Below are 19,600 nucleotides of genomic sequence, written 5' to 3'. Positions count from 1 at the left end.
TTTAAGGAAAATTTGAGCTATACTCATCGTAAAAAAGGTCATTTTGTAAAAAGCCACAGGAGGAAAAATTAAATGAAGCGTATCAATTCGATTTACCGAATATTTGTGCTTTTTCTAATCATTATTGTCGGGAGTTTTTTGATTTTATATTGGTATAGCTCAGCAAATCTTAAAGTTTCACTGCAAAGAGTTGCTAAAATTCAGATGGAGTATTCATTTGATCAGCTAGACCAGAAGGTTAAGGAAATCGAGCTAGAAGCGAGTGCAGTCCTTGCAAGTGAAGATATGAAGCTGCTGCAGGTGGCTATTGTAGATCAAGAAGATATTTACAGCTATGTGATGAAAGTAAAAACGATGCAGCAGATTTTTCAGGAAAAACAGAAAACAAATTCCGGAATGGCGGAGTTTGTCCTTTACTGGCCAGATGAAAAAAGAATTGTTTCTAGTTCAACAATATCAGGCATAAAAGATAAATCAGTTTTGAGTGAGTTAGAGGACAATAGATGGATTATTAGTGAAGGAGAAATTTATTTTTGTCGATGCTATAAAACAACATGGGCATCAGATGATGATGAACCTTACTTACTCATACGCATGGAGCGTGATTGGTTATATCGCATCAAAAATATGGCTTCTGGATTTGACGGGGGAGGTACACTTTGTTTGTATGACGATAAGCAGAGTTTGTTTCCAGTTAATTCTGAAAGTGCACAGATTCAGGGTAAGATGAAGGAGCTTGATAATGAGCCTGGTATGCAGGAACTGAGTATTGAAAATGGTCGCTATCAGGTCGTAACTTCTGATATTGCCAAGAATGGACTGACGCTAGTGACCTATTACCCATTAAGCAAGATGCTTCTTCCAGTCAACAATATAACGTATATCACAGGCGCAGTATTGTCAGTAGCTCTTTTGCTTGGAGCATTGTATTTACTGATGTATAACAGAAATATTCTAATGCAGTTAAATATGCTGACATATAAATTAAAGCGTGTGGAGGATGGAGATTGGACAACGCAGATAACACAGCTTCCAGATAATGAGTTTTATTATGTATTTGATCAGTTCAACCATATGATTGTTCACATGAATGAGCTGTTGGATGAGACCTTAAAGGAGCAGGAGCTTCGTATGCAGGCAGAATTAGAGCAGCTGCAGCTTCAAATCAATCCTCATTTTCTTTATAACAGCCTTTCTTACATCGTGACTGTGGCGGAAGAGCCAGATGCGGTGCGCAGCATGGCAGTACATTTGTCGCGCTATTATCGCTATTGCACACAGAAAAAGATGATTACAACAATAAAAGAAGAAGTATCATACGCAAGGTCATATCTGGAAATCATGGCAATGCGAAAGCGCATCCGCTATAGCATTGATATGTCGCAGGATATTGGAGAGCTGCCTATTATTCCTCTTATTTTGGAACCACTGATTGAAAACGCGATAGAGCATGGCTTAGAGGGATGCGAGAGTGCCAAGCAGATCGAGATCGTGATTGGATGGGCACCAAGCCGTGCCGTTACCTTTGCGATTTCAGATGACGGAGAGGGTATGACGAAGGAACAAATCGCGGCACTCAAGGAGCGCATCTCCAGAAAAGAGCGAAAGGAAGAGGAAAGTGTGGGATTGTGGAACGTGAACCAGCGTCTGATCAATTATTATTCAAAATCAGCGGCACTCGGATTTCGCCGAAGTCGCTGGGGTGGTCTGACGGTTTATTTTACGATCCAGCCAGAACGAAAAGCAGAAATCAAGGAGGGGAAATAGAAAACAATGCAGGTATTAATTGTAGATGATGAGCCATATATGGTAGATTATTTGAGAAAGCTAGTCGATTGGGAACAATATGGCTTTGAACATGTATACACGGCAGGCGGTGGTTCTATGGCAAGAGATATGCTTGATAAATATCAGCCGGAATTATTGATTACAGATATTCGTATGCCTAAAATTTCAGGGCTTGACCTTTGCAGACATATATTTGAGAAGAAATATCCAACCAAGGTTATGATTTTATCTGGATATGGTGAGTTTGAGTATGCGAAGCAAGCCATTCAGTATGGTGTTTCTGAATATCTGTTAAAGCCAATTTTAAAAGATGAATTTGAAGAAATTCTTGAAAAAATGTTAGAGCGTCATTTTGCCACGCAGAAAGAGCGGCAGGAAAAAGAAAAGACAGGCGATGTGATCTTTGAGGTAGAAAACTATATCAAAGAAAATATTGAGAGCGACCTGTCACTTGAGCTGCTTGCAAGTGTAGTGCATTTAAATCCGTCCTATTTATCTCGCTATTTTAAGGAGAGCACTGGAGAAAATTTGTCAAATTACGTGACACGCTGCAAGATGGAAAAAGCGGCCTGGTTGTTAGACAATACCGAGCAGAAAATAAATGAGATTATGCTGCAGCTTGGTTATCAGAAGAGCCAACACTTTGCAAAAATCTTTCGTGAGCAATATGGTGTTTCGCCAAAGGAATACAAGAAGGGAATAAGAGGATAAATAAAAAAGAGAATAAACAAAAGGAAAATAGAAGGGAAATACGAACGCAAAAGGTTTCATAGGGGTTTTGCCCCCTACGAAGCCTATTTGATTTTGTTAACCTACGTGTCTTTCAAAGCGAGTAAAATCAAGAATCTTTTCAATATCAGCAAGTGCATCTGCTGGAATCACAAATCCACTTGCAGCAAGATTGGATTCTAATTGTGTTTTCTTGCTTGCACCGGTGATTACGCTGCTTACAATATCTTTTCTGAGAATCCATGACAGTGCAAGAACTGACATTGTCACACCAAGTTCGTCCGCAATTTTTTCGAGAGCCTCTACTTTATTGAGATTTTCATCGGTGAGCAAATTGTTGATCTGCTTGTCGGCCTGATGTGTTGCTCTTGAACCTTCTGGATATGGCTGGTTTTTCTTATATTTTCCAGTCAAAAGACCCTGCGCAAGCGGAGAAAATGGTGTGATGCCGATTCCGTATTTTTCACAAATTCCCATAATTTCATGCTCAATATAGCGATCCATCATGTGATACTGAGGCTGAATAACAGTCATCGGGTGTAAACGATAGTCACTTATAATTCGCTGTGCCTCTTCGAGTCTTGCACCGCCCCATTCTTCACTGACACCATAGTACAGAATCTTTCCCTGATCAACTAATCCGCTAAGGGTGCGAAGTGTTTCTTCCATAGGCGTTGATTCATCGTAGCGGTGGCAATAGTATAAATCAAGATAATCCATCTGCATATTTTTTAAAGAACGATCAAGGTTCTCAATAATGTGCTTTCTGGAAAGACCACGTTCATTTGCTTTGTCTCCAGTCGGGAAATATACCTTACTAGAAACAACAAGGCTGCTTCTTCTATAATCCTTTAAAACACGACCAAGGAATTTTTCAGCCTCTCCACCGCTGTAAGCATCGGCACAGTCAAAAAAATTAACACCATTCTCATAAGCGTAGCGAATGGTCTCCTCTGCTGTCTGTACTTTATCTGTACCTGCCAGATCTGTCATCCAGCTTCCAACTGCGATTTCGCTTACTTTTAATCCAGATTTTCCTACGTTACGATATTTCATTTTGTTTTCCTCCAATTTTTGTTTTTTAGGATATCTTAGATTCACTATAAAACTTCAAGTGCACTTGAAGTCAAGAGGGTTAAAAAAATTACTATTGCATTTTGAAATGAATGGTGCTATATATGGTAATATCACTAATATGATTAACGAAAATAAATTACAAATACAGCGGAGGTAAAATAATGGTTGATAAAGCAATATATGAACAGGTTCATCAATGGATGGAAGCTCATAAAGAAAATATGATTAATGATATTCAGAGAATAGTGAGAATTCCTAGTATTTCAAATACGTTAGAAGAGGTGAAACCGTTTGGTGCTGCGTGCAGACAGGCTATGGATGAAATGCTGCAGATTGGCAGAGAGCATGGATTTTACACGGAAAATTATGAGTACTATGTTGGAAGCATTGGAGAAAAGGAAAAAAAGTGGGATGATATGATTGGCTTTTGGAATCATCTTGATGTGGTACCAGTAGGGGAAGGATGGGATTTTGATCCGTTTGGTGCAGAACTAAAAGGTGATTTATTGATTGGCAGAGGCAGTCAGGATAATAAAGGTCCAGCAATCGGAATGCTGTATGTGATGGAATGTATTCGCGATCTGAAGCTGCCAGTAGGTCATCAGTTGTGCTTATTTGTAGGTTCAGATGAAGAGAGAGGAATGGCGGATCTTGAATATTATACCAAAAACTATCCGACACCTGCCCTTTCAATGATTGCGGACTGTGGTTTTCCAGTTTGCTATGGTGAGAAAGGAATCATAGAAGGAAAGACAGTTAGTCTGGGGACAATGAGTGAGAGTGTGTTGGAATTTTACGGAGGAAGTGCTGGAAACATTATCCCAGATAAAGCAGTTTTAGTAGTCAAAAAGGACAGTATTACTGAAAAACAGTTGGAAGAACTGAAAGGTTTAAAACAGCCGTCAACAGAGGAGTCTTTAATAAGAGTGGAAAAGAAAGAAGATCAGATTGTAATAACTGCTAAAGGAAGTGGAGGACATAGTGCATTTCCAGAGGGAAGTACAAATGCAATTCAGGTATTATGCAAGGCAGTGCTTTCAACGAAAATATTAGGAGAGAATGACAGAAAAATAGTGGAGGCTGTATGTGAAGGTACTTCGGATAATTATGGAAAAGCATTTGGTATCCAGTATGAAGATATTGAATCAGGGCGTTTGACTTGTGTGGGTACTGTGCTGCGATTAAAGGAGAATCATGCAGAGCTGACATTTAATATTCGTTACAGCATCACAGCAAAGGGTTGTGAGATTACAGAAAAATTGATTAATTATTGGAATGGTAAGGGATTTAAATGGAAGACTGATAGAGATTCAGCGCCAAGCTTTTTTGATCCATCTCATCCGGCGATAGGTGCGCTTACTGAAACATATAATGAATTGACAGACAGAAGCTTAAAGCCATATACAATGGGCGGAGGCACGTATGCAAGAAAACTGCCAAGAGCATTTGGATTTGGAATTGGCAATATGCCTAAAGTAAAGAAAGAAGAAAGCAGCTGTTTACGACCTGGACATGGCAATGCGCATGGTGCAGATGAAGTATTGGACTGTGAACGTTTATCGAAGGCATTGGAAATTTACGTAATGGGATTGCTGGCATTAAAGGACGTAAAGCTGTTGGCAGAAAAGTAAAAAAGACTTGCCCTTTATTAGAAAATAGTGTATATATAAAGTATATATCATATCACTGATATGATTAGCGGAAATATCAAGATACAGAAACCATGGAAGGAGATCAAAATGGATAAGAGAACAAGAGTGCTTGCAGCAATGAATGGAGAAAAGGTGGATCATGTTCCAGTTGGATTTTGGTTCCATTTTGGCGGAGATGAAGCTATTGGAGAGGCGTGTGTGAATGCACATTTAAAGTATTACAGAGAGACTGATCTTGATTTTGTAAAGATCATGTGTGATGGCTATTTTCCATTTCCGCTTCCGCTGATTCGCAAAGCAGAGGATTGGAATCGCGTAAAGCCATTAGAGGCTGATGATCCGTTTATAACAGAGCAGGTAGATCGTGCAAAGGCAATTGTAAAAGAAATTGGAAGCGAGCGTTGTGTATTCTATAATGTATTCGCACCATTTTCTTCTCTCCGTTTTGGAGCAGGTGCAGTTGGACTGAGCGAGGAGCAGGTAATGGAGCATGTACGCAGTAATCCAAATGCAGTAATGCGTGCACTTGATGCAATAGCACAGAGCAACGCATTGTTAGCAGAGAAGCTGATTATTGAGGCTGGATGCGATGGTGTTTATTATTGTGTTCAGAGTGGTGAGCCGAACCGCTTTAAGCCAGAAGAGTATCACAAGATTGTTAGACCAAGTGATCTGTATGTATTAGAGCATGCAAACCGCTTTTCGGAAAACAACATTATGCATATGTGTGGATGGTCTGGAGAACCGAATCAGATTAAGCTGTGGCAGGATTACCCGGTAAAGGTTGTAAACTGGGCTGTATTTGTAGAAAATATGACACTGGAACAGGGCCGTAAGTTCTTTGGCGGAAGAACATGTCTTGGTGGATATGAGACTCATTGGGATGGTCGTATTCAGCAGGGTATTATTTATCATGGAACAAAGGAAGAACTTCAGGAGTACACCAGAGAACTGATTCTGAATCATGGAAAGTTAGGTTTAATGCTGGGCGGTGACTGTACAATTGATGCTAAGATCGATTGGGAAAGACTTCGCTGGATTGTAGAAGCTGCAAGAAGCCTTTGAAAAAATGAAAACTCTTTTGCAGCAAAAGAATGTCTTGTCTAAAAATGAAAGTTAGGTTAAAATAGACATCAGATATTATATTAACTGCAATGGAGAAGTAAAATATGGCGGAAAACAAAAATGTATTTTCAAAAAGTAAGAAGCAGCTTTTATCAGAAAAAATTCATGATGAAATTTTGGAAATGATAATAAAGAATGCAACAGATGAGGATATGGTTTTAAACGAAGGACGCTTGATGGAAGTCTTTCAGGTTAGCAAAGCACCTGTAAGAGAAGCCCTTATAAAACTGTGTGCGGAAGGTGTGTTGCAGAGTGTGCCTCGATATGGCTATTTGGTGATCCGACAGCAGGAAAAGGACAAGCGAGAAGTAAGCAGAATGCGCGTTCTTCTGGAACTGGAAGCACTCAAAGAAGGGTATGAGGAGATTATTCAGTATCATTTGCCAGAACTTTTGCAGCAGATTGAGGGCATTAACGGTGCAAAGCAGATCGATGATGTCTGGGCAATTTGGGAGGATAACTGTGAATTTCATTTGCAGCTGGCATCGTATTCGAAGAATCGTCTTTTGCTTCGCTATTTGCAGGAAACGATGGATCGCCAGAAAAGAATATATGCTCAGCAGGCATGGGAATCTCAGAAAACATTGAAGGCAATATTTAATGATAATTCTCATAAGCGTATTTGGAAAGAATTGTCGAACCACAATCTGGAACAGGCTTTGCAGTGTCTTGAAAAAGATATTTCTCAACAATCTGATGAAGGAATTATGCAAATGTAAAAATTTAAACATGAAAGGCAGAGTATTATGATTTCAAGAAGTGAATATCGCGGCTGCGTAAAAGCAAATGTTTTAAAGGAAGACTGGGACACCACACTCGCCCAGACAAAGACACTTGTGCAGGAACAAAAGGAGCAGAACAAGGTACTGACTGTATGTTTGTATCAGCATAAAAATATGTTATTTCTGTATATGGAAACATTACAGGAAGGTATTTGCCCAGAGACACTTTTTGCACCATTAGCACCTTATATGGAGCAGTGGCCAGAGGAAAACGGATTAACACCATGGGCACCTATGTATCATATTTATCATCACAGTATTCCAGGTGATGTTTCTGAGTGGGTAAAAGAGCGTGCTGCAAATGAGAATCGCATTGGTCGTATTGCATTTTTAAAACCAGAAAAGCTGTTTTCTTACACTTATTGGCATTATGCAATTGTTCAGGAAGGATTGCTTAAGGGAGATAAATATCAGTATATATCACTGCATGAAAATGTTCTGTTTTCGTATTTTGAGGAGCCGCGTCACAACGTAAATATTACAGGAAAAGAGGAAGAATCAAAAGTAATAGAGGGTTGGATGGCAGTCGACCCGGAGAGTCATTTTGATCGTGAAAAAGCTTGCGGAAACAACTTCCTTGTAATTGATCCGATTATGATTGTGTAATTACAAAAAAATCTAAAGCCCATACTGGCTCGCTTTAACGAAACGGATCAGTATGGGCTAAAATTATGTGTGAAAATTATGGAAAGTATTTGTGCTTTTACTTGCTCTTACACTTTTTCGCGTTTTCTTTTCAGTAAAAGAACAGAAAGAACTAAGACAGCTGGGAAAACACAGCCGGCAAGTACACCAATTTTTAAATTATCATTTGCGGCTTGTGTAACAAGTCCAACGATGCCAGGTCCAACAGCGCCTCCTAGATCACCTGCCATAGCAAGAAATGCGAACATAGCAGTTCCGCCAAGTGGAATTTTTTTGGAAGCAATGCTGATTGTGCCGGGCCACATGATGCCGACAGAAAAACCGCATAAACTGCATCCGACAAGGTTTAAGAATGGAAGCGGTGCAAGTGCTGCAAGCAGATAGCATATAAGACAAAGTATGCCAGAGGCGATCATAAACTTCATCAGATCAAGTTTTTCACCATATTTTCCATAGAAAAAACGGCTGATGCCCATCATAATGGCGAACAGGCAAGGACCTATTATATCGCCAATATTTTTTGAAATACCAAGAGCGGATTCTACATAAGCTGAGGCCCACTGAGCCATAGAAATCTCACTTGCACCGGCACAGACCATAAGAATGAGCGCAATCCAGAAAATTGGAATATGGAAAAGCTGGCGTATGCTGAAGCCTTCACCTTCCTCTGTCAGAGATTCAATTGGACAGGAGATGAAGTTGAAAGTATTGCACAGTGGAATCAAAGCCCAGATGCAGGATAAAATGCGCCAGTTTTCAATGCCAAAGATGGCAAAAAAGATCGTTGACAGTAAGATAACACCAACGGATCCCCAACAATAAAAGGAGTGCAGAAGACTCATAACGCTGTCTTTATTATCAAATGGACATGCTTCTACAATAGGACTGACAAGAACTTCGATGAGACCACTTCCCATTGCGTAAATGATTACACTGATCAAAATGCCAACATAAGGATCTGGAAGAAGACTTGGCAAAAATGCAAGTCCGATTAGTCCGGCAGCGGATAAAATCTCAGACGCGACAACACTTTTTCGGTATCCGATTTTGTCTACGTATTTTGCACAGAACAAATCAATAAGCAGCTGCGTAAAGAAAAATGCCGTTGAAATAAAAGCTATCTTTCCAAGTGAAATCTGATACGTCCGATGAAAGGTCAAAAACAACAACGGTGCAAAATTTGCTGTAATTGCCTGAGTGATAAAGCCAAGATAGCAGGCAATCATCGTTTTTTGATACTTGTTTTTCATAGAGAAAAAATCCTTCCTATTAAACTTTTAGGTATCGTAGTCGTTTCCTTAAAAGAACAAATACGATAACGTCTTGCTGTATGATAGCGCAAAATGGTTTTATTTTCACTGGAATATATCTGATTTTTATTGTATAATATCGTATATTTGTGTTGATTTGGGAGGAATTCGAAAGAATGAATTTTAACACATTTTATAATAAAATTTTGACAGACGAAAATATGATGGAAACCATTCGGCACAGCACAAGTGCGTATCCGTTTCGGTTTTACTATGATAATTTAGCATTGTTTGATTTCCATTGCATTGAATGGCATTGGCATGTTGAATTTGAATTTGTATATGTGGAAAAGGGAACTGCTATGTTTTGGGTGGGCGAAAAGCAAGTTACACTTGAAACAGGACAAGGTTTATTTGTAAACTCTAAGATATTGCACCGCTTTTATTCAAAAGAGGGGGCAGTGATCCCTAATTTTGTTTTTATAGCGACATTTATCGCACCACAGAGTAGCTTAATCTACAAAAAATATGTGGAACCAATCGAACATTCCACGCTGGAAGGCTTGATTTTTTTGCCAGAAATACCGTGGCAGGCGGACGTCTTACATGTCATGGAAAAGATTGTGAAAGTACAGAAAGAGGAAAAGGATGCAGAATTGAAAACATCCTTTTTAATTCAGGAACTTTGGTATTTGATATATTTGCATGTTGAAGAAACAAAGCTAGAGGAAAAAAAGGAAGACTTTACATCTTCTCAGGCCAGGCTGCAATTAATGATGCAATATATTCACAAACATTTTGGAGAAAAAATTTCGTTGGAGGATATTGCAGAGCAGGCAGTTGTGAGTAAAAGCACGGCATTAAATTTATTTCGAAGATACCTGCATGACACACCAGTACATTACCTGTTAAAATATCGTTTGCAGGAATCAGCCAGTCTATTGGTTACAACTCAGAAAAAAGTAATAGTGATCGCTCAAAATGTTGGTTTTGAAAATGTTGATTACTTTTGCAAAATGTTTAAAAAATATTATAAAATGACACCGACAGAATATAGAGAAAAACATATCATGAAGGTTTTGGATTGATCAGTAGCAGCTTTCTTTCAAAGTAGGCAGAGTACAACGTCAATAGGAGTTACGCACCGCATGGGCGTGGGTGAATGCCTTTGCTGCTTATTGATTTTTAATATATTCTTGTACTAGCTGCAAACTATTTTCGTTTACAATTGTAGTAAAATAGCTGTTGCTCCAAAACAAGGAATCCTGACAGGATTCTTTCAGAATGGTATCACCATACTGTTTTCTTGCATAACGGCTTGTTTTCGTTTTAATGACATTTACCAGTGTACCCGGTGCAGTGAATGGATCTGCTTCGAACAAAATGTGGATATGATCCGCTTCCCCATTCATTTCTAAGATTACCAAATCTTTCTCGTCGAAGATATCCTGTATTACTTGATAGACCAGTTCTTTAACAGCCCCGGTTAAAACAGGACGACGGTACTTTGTTACCAGTACGATATGATACTGTAATAAAAAACAACTGTGTCGATTGGTATAATACGTTTGCCCTAACTTTTTCTTGTACATATGTTCTATTTCCTCTTTACATCCATTTGTTTTTATGGTATAATAATAGCATAGAAATAAATTGTTGTAAAGAGGTACATCCATTATGAAGAAGGCAGTTCCGATGATCTTATCAGAAGATAATTTCAAACAGATCTTTGCTTTTGCAGAGCAGTATTCAAAACTTGCAAAAGCACTATATAATGCTGCCCTTTTTCGTATCCGTCAGGTCTTTACAGGGTGGGACAAGGGAGATAATCGTACTCCATTAGAGCAGTCTGTCTTTGATGAAATTGAGTGTGCGAAAGAGGCTTATGGCAATTTCTCCTGTCGTCGCGTTCTTTCCTATCCGTCGTTAGACAAGATTTTGCGTGCAAATAGTAATCCCGACTTTTTTGCAGGTCTGCCCATGCAAACAGCACAGAGTATTGTAAGACAGGCAGTTACTGACTTTAAAGCCTGGCTTGAAGCATTAAAGGCCTATAAGAAAGATCCTTCTTCCTTTACGGGAAAACCGAAAATGCCCGGCTATTGTAAGGCGGATAAAAAGACTTTTAAGGTGACAAATCAGGATGCGGCTCTTTATCCGACAAAAGATGGAAAGGGGTGTCTTTTAAAATTACCTAAGATGGATCATAACAGGATACCGTTTTCTTATCTGAAGGATACTTCTAATCTTCGTGAGATTGTGTTTAAGCCTTACTATGGAAAGTATATCATGACATTTATCATTGAAGATATGGCACCACCTTTTTACCCGGATCTGCCGAATATGGCAGGAATGGATCTCGGAACGGATAACATCGCAGCTATCGCATGCACAGACGGCTCGTCTGTTGTATACAAGGGCGGTGCTATTCTGTCCGCAAATCAGTTCTTTGCCAAGCAAAAGGCATCTGCTGTATCCATCCTCACAAAAGGAAAGAAACACCGCCATGTGTCCTCTGCATTTTTGAACGATCTTTCGTTGAAGCATGATTGTTTTCTCAAAGATCAAATGCACAAACTCAGTACAGCCATTGTCCGGTACTGTATTGCTCATCGAATCGGTATTCTTGTTGTTGGAACCAATCGCTTGTGGAAGCAACACGCATCCATGAGTAAGGAGAATAATCAGAAGTTTGTCTCCATCCCTCACGAAAGGCTTCGTTGGATGATCTCCTACAAAGCATTGGTTGCCGGCATTGAAGTAATCTGGCAGGAAGAAAGCTATACTTCAAAGGCAGACTGTACTGCAGGTGACTTGATTCCGGTATACGGAAAGGAAAGGACACATCCGGTATTCTCAGGCCGTCGTATTGAGCGAGGATTGTATCTGTGCAAAGCAGGATATTGCATCAATGCGGACTGTAATGGGGCTGCCAATATCCTTCGAAAAGCGTTTCCGCATGCATGGGATGCATGCAAAGATTTCCAATTTTTGTCAACACCTGCTTCTGTCGGATTTGAAAGCTTAAATCCAAGCTCAGTTCCTAATAGACAGAAACAACGTGCTGCAAATAAAAAGAAATAAGTAGTAGAACTGCGTCATCCGGACGCGCCCTGCAAGGCAGGTTGAAAAGATCCGGATCTAAGTATTCCAAAGGTTTCATTCGCCAATGGATAGAGGACTTCGTGAACAGTCCTTTGCATGCACGGCTAGCGATAGGCTCATTTGTCTGCGTTCGAGAGACGTAAGTAGCACGGCATCAAAAACTTTACAAACATCGGTCATAGCTTTTAGTGTGTATTTTCAGAGCGAAGCTCCTCTTTTGATACCACGTCCATAGGAGCTATGCACCGCATGGGCGTGGAGACTTCATTGCACCAGATATAATGCCATTTGTTAAAGTACAGGCAGAACAAATGGAAGGGAAGCATGTTGTTGAAATTCATGTAACAACAGGAACAAACCGTCCATATTATCTTAGAGAAAAGGGCTTGAAGCCAAGTGGTGTATATGTGCGCAAAGGAAGTTCAACTCAACCGATGACGGAAGAAGGGATTCGCGAAATGATTATTGAGAATAGTGGAAGATCTTTTGAATCGTGCAGAAGTATGAATCAGGAATTAACATTTAAAGAATTTACAGCACAAATGGAGGCACGATCAATTGCGATAGGTTCTGCTCAAATGAAAACATTAAAATTAATAGGAGAAGATGGGTTATATACCAATTTGGCATTGCTGCTTTCAGATCAGTGTGAAACAACAATAAAAGTGGCATTGTTTCAAGGAATTGATAAAGAAATTTTTCGAGATCGGAAAGAATTTTCAGGATCAATTTTAAAGCAGTTGGAAGATGTATATGAATTTATAGATCTTGTTAATAGGACGAAAGCCAGTTTTTCAGGACTTAATCGAACTGATAAGAGGGATTATCCAGAAGAAGCGGTAAGAGAAGCGCTATTAAATAGTGTTGTACATCGGGATTATTCGTTTAGTGCAAGTAATTTGATCAACATTTATGAAGATCGGATGGAATTTGTTTCGCTAGGAGGATTGGTTTCTGGTCTTGAATTAGAATCAATTTTTCTTGGCGTTTCGCAGTCAAGAAATCCAAATTTGGCAGCTTGTTTTTATAGAATGAGATTGATTGAAAGCTATGGAACAGGAATTGGAAAGATCCAAAGAGCATATAAAAGCGAGCCACTGCAGCCAGAATTTGAAACTGCTAAAGGTGTCTTCCGTGTAACTCTTCCAAATCGAAATGAGACAGAAAAGTCGGGTAGAGAGTTTACTCAGGCAGAGTCTTTGAAGACGAAAAAAAATCCAGGAAAACAGCAACAAAAGGTGCTTGATTTTGTCAGTAAGAATGGAAAAATAACTAGAAAGCAAGTTGAAGAACTAATTGGTTCTGGTTCAACAAAAGCATTTAAATTGATTAAAGAGCTATGCGAAAAAGGACAAATGAAGGCTCAGGGAGCTGGAAAACATAGCTATTACGTATTAGTGTAAAAACAAAAATGATAACCAGCAAATGGCAGAAAGGAAAAAGTATCATGAGTAACGATAAATATGAACTTCTTGCACAGCAGCTTCAGGCATTAATCGAGGGAGAACCTGATCTGATTGCAAATTTGTCGAATGCGTCCGCTGCGATAAATGAGGCGTTAGAAAATATTAACTGGGCTGGATTTTATCTTGTGAAGGAAAATATGCTTGTACTAGGACCATTTCAGGGAAAGCCTGCCTGCATACGCATTTCATTTGGAAAAGGTGTATGCGGAACCGCAGCACAGAAGAACCAGACGCAGCTTGTCAAAGATGTGCATGAATTTCCAGGGCATATTGCGTGTGACAGTGCATCTCGCTCGGAGATTGTAATTCCAATTCATAACAAGAGCGGTGTAGTGGCAGCAGTACTTGATATCGACAGTCCAGATCTGGCTCGCTTTGATGAGACGGATCAGAGTGGACTGGAACTGTGTGTGAACGTACTTGAAAAATATTTGCTCTTTTAACACGCTAGCATATTTAAATTACTTTATTGGGATTAGAAAAATATGAAGGAGTAAGAAAGCATGAAATGCCTTTTAGTGGCCATCAATTCAAAATATATTCATTCAAACCCGGCAGTTTACCTGCTTCGCGAGTGCGCACTGCGCGATCTAAAGCAAAAGCAGATTTTTGGGGTAGAGGTGGAACTGGCTGAGTACACAATAAACCATCACGCATCAGAGATTTTTGATGATATCTATCTTCATCATGCCGATCTTGTCTGCTTTTCCTGCTATATATGGAATATCGAGTATGTAAGACAGCTAGTGCGAAACTTAAAAAATCTCTGTCCAAGTGTCAAAATCTGGGTTGGTGGACCGGAAGTTTCCTATGACTGTGAGAGTTTTTTGAGGTCACTTTTGCAGGTGGATGGAGTTTTATACGGAGAGGGAGAGAAGAGCTTTCCAGCGCTGATAGAGTATTACGCAGCGCGTGAAAAAGATGCAAATCCATTATCCAAAACATTTCCAGATGGGGCGGCATGGCTGGATGAAAACGGAATCTTCCACCAGACAAGTCCGCAGCCGCTCACACCGATGGAAGATCTTCCATTTATTTATGATGAGGCAGGACGGATGGATGGTTTTAAGAATAGAATTATTTATTATGAGACAAGCAGAGGCTGTCCATTTTCTTGCAGCTATTGTCTTTCATCAATAGATAAGAAACTGCGTTTTCGCCCACTCGATACAGTAAAAAAGGAACTCGCCTTCTTTTTAGAGCAGCGCGTGCCGCAGGTTAAATTTGTAGACCGCACCTTTAACTGTAAAAAATCACATGCAATGGCAATTTGGCAGTTTATTTGCGACCATGACAATGGCGTGACTAACTTTCATTTCGAGATTGCAGCAGATATTCTTGATGAGGAAGAAATTGCACTTTTAAAGACAATGCGTCCGGGACTTGTGCAGTTAGAGATCGGCGTGCAGACAGCAAACCATGATACGATTCACTCAATCAACAGAAAGATGGATTTGGCACGTGTGGCACAAGTTACAGAGAAAATTCGTCAGTTCCATAACATTCATCAGCATCTCGATCTGATTGCAGGTCTGCCATTAGAGGATTATGAGAGTTTTGGTCATTCCTTTGATGTGGTGTATCAGATGAAGCCAAGCCAACTGCAGTTAGGCTTTTTAAAGGTATTAAAGGGTTCCCCGATGCAGGCACAGGCAAGCCAGTATGGAATATTGTCACAGGCAGAGCCGCCATATGAAGTATTAAAAACACCATGGCTTTCCTATGATGACATTATTAGGCTTAAAGGCTTAGAGGAGATGGTTGAGACATACTACAACAGCGGACAGTTTTCCAACACCGTTAAAGTTTTGTGCAAACAATTTGACCGTCCATTTTTATTGTACGAGGCTCTTTCAGATGAATACCGTGCTCGAAAAATGCATGAAAAAAAGCACAGCAGAGAAGCACAGTATCAGTTTATCCGTGACTTCGCTGCAGCGCGTACAACGCTTGATGATATACTTGTACGGCAAGTTCTGACGCTTGACTATTATCTGCGTGATTATGCGAGAAAGCGCCCATCATTTGCGCTTGAGCAGGATTCTTATAAGGAAGAGATACGTGCAGTATGCCTGAAAGCATTTCCAGAGAGTTCCTATAAGGATGTGATTCGTGATTATCACATTGAAGTTTTTGTGCCACCATTTACAGATGAAAAGCAGTTTGTTTTATTTGATTATCAGCATCGCGATCCGCTTGATCAGAATGCAGAGATTCGTAAAATTTAGGAATCGTGTATTGAGAGAAAAAAGGATAATAATTATGTGAAAGTGAGGCGATGAGTGTGCTAATGAATACTCAGGAGTATCTCTCCATTATTGGAAAGATCTTCGCTGCTATGTAGTCATTGAATTGAAAACAGGTGATTTTAAGCCGGAATATGCCGGTCATTCCTAGATGTGCAGGTGAACAGATATGAAAAATATCCATAGCATTGAATTTTATACTGGAAGCAAGGAAGAATTGCTTCCAGGTTTTGAAAAAGATTTTCCCTATATCGCTTCGAGGGCAGAACTTGACAAGTATATAGGGTGTTATGTACCGTGGCACTGGCACAGGACAGTGGAGCTTTTTTATATGGAAAGCGGCAGCATTGAATATGATACGCCAGGAGGAAAAATATTGTTTCCGGCTGGAAGCGGAGGCATGATAAATCCCAATGTACTCCATATGACAAAAGCAATATCGCAGCGAGAAAAGAATATACAGCTACTTCATATTTTCGATGTTTCCTTACTTGCAGGAGAACATGGAAGTAGGATTGAACAAAAATATATTGCGCCTGTCATAACAGCCCCACAGATTGAGATAATTCCGCTTTTTCCAGGCAATGCAGAAGAAGAAAGAATTTTGAAACTGCTTGCTGACTCATTTCGTTTATCCAGTGATGAATTTGGATATGAAATAAAACTGCGGGAAGCCCTAACGGAAATATGGCTCATGCTTTTTGAATTCTCTCGTTCTATGCGTGAAAAGAAAGGGGAACATAACAAAAGCAACGATAAAATAAAGCTGATGATGATATACATTCATGGACATTACAGAGAAAAAATATCTATTCCAGAACTTGCTGCGGCAGCATATCTAAGCGAAAGGGAGTGTTATAGAGTGTTCCATGACTGTCTGCATGTGACACCCGTAGAGTATATAACAACTTACCGTCTACAAGTTGCCTGTCAGATGTTGGCAAAGGGGCAGGAATCTGTTACTGTTATCAGCCATGAGTGCGGTTTAGGGAGTAGCAGTTATTTTGGAAAGGTTTTTCGGGAATACGCACATTGTTCACCTATAGAATATAGAAAAAAATGGCAGAATAGTGATAGGTAATGGCAGAAAAGAAATATTTTTTCTATGCCTTTTGCATTATAATGATACCTGTAAAGAAAATCAGCAATTTACAGGAGGTGAGCACAGGGTGGTAAAACTGAACATTCAGACCGCAGAACTGGCATTAAGGGAAGCGTCAGAAGCCAATCCGGGAGCATGGGCAGACCATTCCCGGTTTGTAGCCAAAGCCTGTAAAAACATCGCATCACACTGTAAAGATTTATCTTCTGAACAGGCATATATTTTCGGGCTGTTGCATGATATTGGACGCTATGCCGGAGTGAGTTCGGAAAGGCATCTGATAGACGGCTATCGGTACTGTATGGAACGCGGATGGGAAAAAGCTGCACAGATATGTATATCCCACGCATTTATGATTCAGGATATTGCTACATCTATCGGTGAGTTTGATGTCAGTGATGAGGATTATCTGTTTATGAAAGAATTTGTTGCAAATGCGGTATATGATGATTATGACCGTCTTGTACAGTTATGTGATGCATTGGCTATGCCGACGGGGTTCTGTCTTTTGGAAAAGAGATTTGTAGACGTGACAATACGGTACGGTGTTCACACAGCGACAATAGACAGGTGGAAAAAGATTTTCGAGATTAAAGAACAGTTTGAAAGTCAGATTGGCTGTTCTATCTACTCTTTGCTTCCGGGTATTGTGGAAAACAGTTTTCGTTAAGGAGGGATATCGTGTATTACGAATCCAGTGATTTTGATACAGGCAGGGAAAGGTGGCAGCATGAAGTATAAGCATATTGTTTTTGATATTGACGGTACTCTGATTGATACGGAATATGCTGTATTACATTCCCTACAGGAAACTATAAAGGGATTGTCTGGGAGAGAGATACCATGCTCTGAACTAAGATTTGCGTTAGGGATTACAGGGACAGACGCTTTGAAAAAACTTGAGATAAAAGACACTTCCTATGCGATAGAATTATGGGATAAAAATATGCGTAACTATACAAATACCATTAAAGTATTTGACGGAATCGTTGAATTATTGAAAAATCTTATAAGCCTGGATTATGAAATAGGGATTGTCACATCAAAGACAAGGGAAGAATTTACACATGATTTTTGTCCGTTTGGTATCAATCATTATTTCAAAATAATCATATGTGCAGACGATACACAGGAACATAAACCCAATGCCGCACCGATTTTGAAATATATGGAATTATCAAAAACAGACCATAGTAAAGTGCTTTATATCGGAGACAGCAAATATGACAGTAAATGTGCGGAAAATGCGGGAATTGATTTTGCTTTGGCAGTATGGGGCAGTCATAATAAGCACATAAAAGCAGATTATTTTTTTGAAAGGCCTGCCGACCTGTTATCTGCTATAACTTCATCTTCATCATAAAATATTTTAAATATATAAATATGGATTAAGTAGCTTGTGTGAGAAATAAAGCATACAGACCACGTCTCAATCGGAATTTGAAGGAGAAATTTATGCTAGGAAAGAAGTGCTCGGATGAAATCAACTATACAGTGGAAGCCATCTGGGACAGATAATGGACCACCGTACCTGTCCCTAGTGGCCACAGATGAAAAGCAGTTTGTTTTGTTTAATTATCAGCACCGCGATCCGCTTGATCAGAATGCAGAGATTCGCGTGCTGACATGGTAATAAAGGACAGAATCAAAAAAAGGTATTGCGTATGCGTTGGTTTAGGAATAAAGAATAAAATAAGTGAGACTGGATATTGCTTTATAGGAAGTAGTATCCAGCTTTTTATTAATATTTTTATTGGCAAAAATAATAAAAGCAAATAAGAGTGTGTGGACTTATTGCCGATAATGTAGTATACTAACCATAGTAAGTGCAATTTTTGAATTATGACAATGAAAAGCCCATAGAATGTGGTTTTGATCGTGTGAAAGGAGGATGGCAGATGCGATACTTTTCAGTTGCTGAAATGGCAAAAAAATGGGATGTATCTGAACGTAGTGTAAGAAATTATTGTGCTCACGGGCGTGTACCGGGAGCATTTATTACCGGAAAGACATGGAACATTCCGGAAAATGCAAAAAAGCCAGAGCGTTCTAATAAGAAGAAAGAAAAAAAGACGACGCTATTGGATATTTTGCTGGATGAGAAGGCAAATAAATACTCTGGAGGTATTTATCATAAGACACAGATTGATTTAACATATAATTCAAACCATATGGAAGGCAGTCGATTGACCCACGATCAGACCCGATATATATTCGAGACGAATACTATTGGTATAGAAAAAGAAGTGCTTAATGTAGATGATGTGATTGAAACAGCAAACCATTTTCGGTGTATTGATATGATTATTGACTATGCAAAAGCAACATTGACGGAAAATTTTATCAAGAAGCTGCATCTGGTTCTGAAAAATGGCACCAGTGATTCCAGAAAGGATTGGTTTGTTGTCGGCGATTACAAGAAAATGCCAAATGAAGTTGGCGGTATGGAGACTGCACTTCCAGAAGAAGTTGCAGATAGAATGAAGAAATTACTGTCAGAGTATAATAATCAGGAAGAAAAGGCACTTGAAGATATTCTGAATTTTCATGTAAAGTTTGAATGTATCCATCCATTTCAGGATGGAAAGGTAACATTGAGATACCAGCAAAATGTGGCATAACGGCGGCAAACT

Annotated in this window: 18 protein-coding genes and 1 pseudogene; 16 read left to right on the top strand and 3 right to left on the bottom strand. The window is 39.5% G+C overall.

Annotated elements, in window-relative coordinates:
* The first annotated feature begins 72 nt into the window (after positions 1–72).
* Complete coding sequence (locus tag WJP93_RS02935) at positions 73–1,767, top strand: histidine kinase (protein ID WP_337546807.1); 1,695 nt, start codon at positions 73–75, stop codon at positions 1,765–1,767.
* A 6-nt stretch (positions 1,768–1,773) separates the two neighbouring features.
* Positions 1,774–2,499, top strand: coding sequence for a response regulator (locus WJP93_RS02930; protein ID WP_337546806.1), 726 nt, complete (start codon positions 1,774–1,776; stop codon positions 2,497–2,499).
* 96 nt (positions 2,500–2,595) lie between these two features.
* On the opposite strand, the gene WJP93_RS02925 is transcribed toward WJP93_RS02930, so the two are convergent.
* Complete coding sequence (locus tag WJP93_RS02925) at positions 2,596–3,573, bottom strand: aldo/keto reductase family protein (RefSeq protein WP_337546805.1); 978 nt, start codon at positions 3,571–3,573, stop codon at positions 2,596–2,598.
* A gap of 182 nt (positions 3,574–3,755) precedes the next feature.
* On the opposite strand from WJP93_RS02925, the gene WJP93_RS02920 reads away from it, so the two are divergent.
* From WJP93_RS02920 to WJP93_RS02905, 4 genes are all read left to right on the top strand, one after another.
* Complete coding sequence (locus WJP93_RS02920) at positions 3,756–5,225, top strand: Sapep family Mn(2+)-dependent dipeptidase (RefSeq protein ID WP_337546804.1); 1,470 nt, start codon at positions 3,756–3,758, stop codon at positions 5,223–5,225.
* Between the two features lie 108 nt (positions 5,226–5,333).
* Positions 5,334–6,311 carry a uroporphyrinogen decarboxylase family protein gene (locus WJP93_RS02915; protein WP_337546803.1) on the top strand — a complete coding sequence of 326 codons (978 nt, stop codon included), beginning with the start codon at positions 5,334–5,336 and terminating at the stop codon, positions 6,309–6,311.
* 104 nt (positions 6,312–6,415) lie between these two features.
* Complete coding sequence (locus WJP93_RS02910) at positions 6,416–7,090, top strand: GntR family transcriptional regulator (protein WP_337546802.1); 675 nt, start codon at positions 6,416–6,418, stop codon at positions 7,088–7,090.
* A gap of 27 nt (positions 7,091–7,117) precedes the next feature.
* Positions 7,118–7,759 carry a hypothetical protein gene (locus WJP93_RS02905; RefSeq protein WP_227101881.1) on the top strand — a complete coding sequence of 214 codons (642 nt, stop codon included), beginning with the start codon at positions 7,118–7,120 and terminating at the stop codon, positions 7,757–7,759.
* Between the two features lie 107 nt (positions 7,760–7,866).
* Here WJP93_RS02905 and WJP93_RS02900 read toward each other — a convergent pair whose 3' ends face one another.
* On the bottom strand, positions 7,867–9,048 hold the full coding sequence (locus WJP93_RS02900; protein WP_227101882.1) for an MFS transporter: 1,182 nt from the start codon (positions 9,046–9,048) through the stop codon (positions 7,867–7,869).
* Positions 9,049–9,269: 221 nt separating this feature from the next.
* Between WJP93_RS02900 and WJP93_RS02895 the strand changes: the two genes are divergently transcribed.
* Entirely contained in the window at positions 9,270–10,136 is an 867-nt protein-coding gene (locus tag WJP93_RS02895) for an AraC family transcriptional regulator (RefSeq protein ID WP_337546801.1), read from the top strand.
* Between the two features lie 87 nt (positions 10,137–10,223).
* Here the strand turns inward: WJP93_RS02895 and tnpA are convergent, their stop codons facing one another.
* Positions 10,224–10,640, bottom strand: a complete 417-nt coding sequence (gene tnpA, locus WJP93_RS02890) for an IS200/IS605 family transposase (RefSeq protein WP_337546800.1) — start codon at positions 10,638–10,640, stop codon at positions 10,224–10,226.
* Between the two features lie 85 nt (positions 10,641–10,725).
* Between tnpA and WJP93_RS02885 the strand changes: the two genes are divergently transcribed.
* From WJP93_RS02885 to WJP93_RS02845, 9 genes and pseudogenes are all read left to right on the top strand, one after another.
* Positions 10,726–12,132 (top strand): transposase, encoded by a 1,407-nt coding sequence (locus tag WJP93_RS02885; protein ID WP_337546799.1) that lies wholly within the window; start codon positions 10,726–10,728, stop codon positions 12,130–12,132.
* A gap of 332 nt (positions 12,133–12,464) precedes the next feature.
* Complete coding sequence (locus WJP93_RS02880; RefSeq protein WP_227102628.1) at positions 12,465–13,556, top strand: ATP-binding protein; 1,092 nt, start codon at positions 12,465–12,467, stop codon at positions 13,554–13,556.
* A 44-nt stretch (positions 13,557–13,600) separates the two neighbouring features.
* Positions 13,601–14,062, top strand: coding sequence for a GAF domain-containing protein (locus WJP93_RS02875; protein ID WP_227102627.1), 462 nt, complete (start codon positions 13,601–13,603; stop codon positions 14,060–14,062).
* 60 nt (positions 14,063–14,122) lie between these two features.
* Positions 14,123–15,847, top strand: coding sequence for a B12-binding domain-containing radical SAM protein (locus WJP93_RS02870; RefSeq protein ID WP_227100292.1), 1,725 nt, complete (start codon positions 14,123–14,125; stop codon positions 15,845–15,847).
* A 187-nt stretch (positions 15,848–16,034) separates the two neighbouring features.
* Complete coding sequence (locus WJP93_RS02865) at positions 16,035–16,946, top strand: AraC family transcriptional regulator (protein WP_337546795.1); 912 nt, start codon at positions 16,035–16,037, stop codon at positions 16,944–16,946.
* An 88-nt stretch (positions 16,947–17,034) separates the two neighbouring features.
* The gene (locus tag WJP93_RS02860; protein WP_227100217.1) at positions 17,035–17,637 is read left to right on the top strand and encodes an HD domain-containing protein; all 603 of its coding nucleotides are present in this window, start codon (positions 17,035–17,037) and stop codon (positions 17,635–17,637) included.
* Between the two features lie 60 nt (positions 17,638–17,697).
* The gene (locus tag WJP93_RS02855) at positions 17,698–18,330 is read left to right on the top strand and encodes an HAD family hydrolase (protein WP_118612739.1); all 633 of its coding nucleotides are present in this window, start codon (positions 17,698–17,700) and stop codon (positions 18,328–18,330) included.
* A gap of 114 nt (positions 18,331–18,444) precedes the next feature.
* Positions 18,445–18,600, top strand: a complete 156-nt coding sequence (locus WJP93_RS02850) for a hypothetical protein (protein WP_337546790.1) — start codon at positions 18,445–18,447, stop codon at positions 18,598–18,600.
* A 265-nt stretch (positions 18,601–18,865) separates the two neighbouring features.
* Positions 18,866–19,552, top strand: a pseudogene (locus WJP93_RS02845) (Fic family protein); the annotation flags it as partial.
* Positions 19,553–19,600: the final 48 nt, after the last annotated feature.

Origin of the sequence: Anthropogastromicrobium sp. (assembly GCF_037349415.1) — a bacterium.
In the GTDB taxonomy this organism is placed as follows: domain Bacteria; phylum Bacillota; class Clostridia; order Lachnospirales; family Lachnospiraceae; genus Anthropogastromicrobium; species Anthropogastromicrobium aceti.
Note: the sequence above shows the minus strand (reverse complement) of the source record. Positions and strands in the feature narration are given on the sequence as shown.